This window comes from Clostridium sp. D33t1_170424_F3, assembly GCF_015667585.1.
Taxonomy (GTDB): Bacteria; Bacillota; Clostridia; order Oscillospirales; family Acutalibacteraceae; genus Anaeromassilibacillus.
On sequence record NZ_JADPEG010000037.1, the window covers coordinates 1 to 1,301 of the forward strand.

The 1,301-nt window shown below is 55.6% G+C and carries 1 protein-coding gene; it reads right to left on the reverse strand.

The window, feature by feature from the left end; translation table 11 throughout:
• Positions 1 to 1,301, reverse strand: a 1,301-nt coding sequence (locus I4V53_RS13820) for a sugar ABC transporter ATP-binding protein (protein ID WP_195986275.1), incomplete at both ends; no start/stop codon positions are given.

Here is a 1,301-nt window from a genome sequence, read left to right on the forward strand (position 1 = left end):
GAGGAGATCATGATGATCGATTTGCCCTCTTTGATCAGGTCGTGCATGATGGTGTAGATTTCGTATTTCGCACCGACGTCAATTCCGCGCGTCGGTTCGTCCAGAATCAGGATGTCCGGATGCGTCAGCAGCCAGCGGGCGATCAGCACCTTCTGCTGGTTGCCGCCGGACAGGTTCTGCATCAGCTCTTCCATGCTCGGCGTCTTCGTGCGCATGCTTTCGTTCGATTCCTTTGCCGCCTTGTAGCGCTTGCCTTCCTGCAGCACGCCATTCCTCGCAAAGTCCTTCTGCGCCGCGATGACCGTGTTGTCCTCGATCGACAGGATGCCGAACACGCCGCTTGCACGGCGTTCTTCCGTCAGCAGGGCAAGTCCATGCGCCTTTGCGTCGCGCACCGACTTGATGTGGAACGGTTTGCCGTCCTTCTCCACCTTGCCGGACGCGATCTCGCGCAGACCGAACAAAGCCTCGACCATCTCGGTACGCTGTGCGCCTACCAGACCGCCGATGCCCAGAATCTCTCCCTTGTGCAGGTCAAACGACACATGCTGGAACGACTTCGGCAGCGGCGAACAGATATCGTCCACCTTCAGCACCACTTCCGTTCCCGGCGTGTATGTCTTCGGCGGGAACCGGTTCGTCATGTCTCGTCCTACCATGCGGTTGATGATCAGGTCCGTCGTCAGTTCCTTCGCCGGCCATGTGCCTACATACTGGCCGTCTCTCATGATCGTGACTTCGTCCGAGATCTTCAAAATCTCTTCCATCTTGTGGGAGATGTAGATGATCGCGCAGCCCTTCGACTGCAGCTGCCGTATAATTTTAAACAGGTGCTCCGTCTCGTTGTCCGTCAGGGACGACGTCGGCTCATCCATGATGATTATCTTCGAGTTATAGCTGACGGCCTTCGCAATCTCCACCAACTGCAGGTTGGATGCAGACAGCGTCCCCGCCATTACCTCCGGATCGATGTCCAGGTCTACTTCTTTAAACAGTTCCTTTGTCTGCTTGACCATCGCCTTTTTGTTTACCGCGATGCCGCGCATCGGGAACCGTCCCAGCCAGATGTTTTCCATGACCGGGCGGAATCGGATCGGGTGCAGTTCCTGGTGGATCATCGAGATTCCCAGATCCAAAGCTTCCTTGGATGTGTTTATGGTGCGTTTCTTTCCATCGAAGATGATTTCTCCGCCATCTTCATGGTATATGCCGAACAAACATTTCATCAAGGTCGATTTTCCCGCGCCGTTCTCTCCCATCAGAGCATGCACGCTGCCGGGCCGCACTTTCAAAGTTACTCC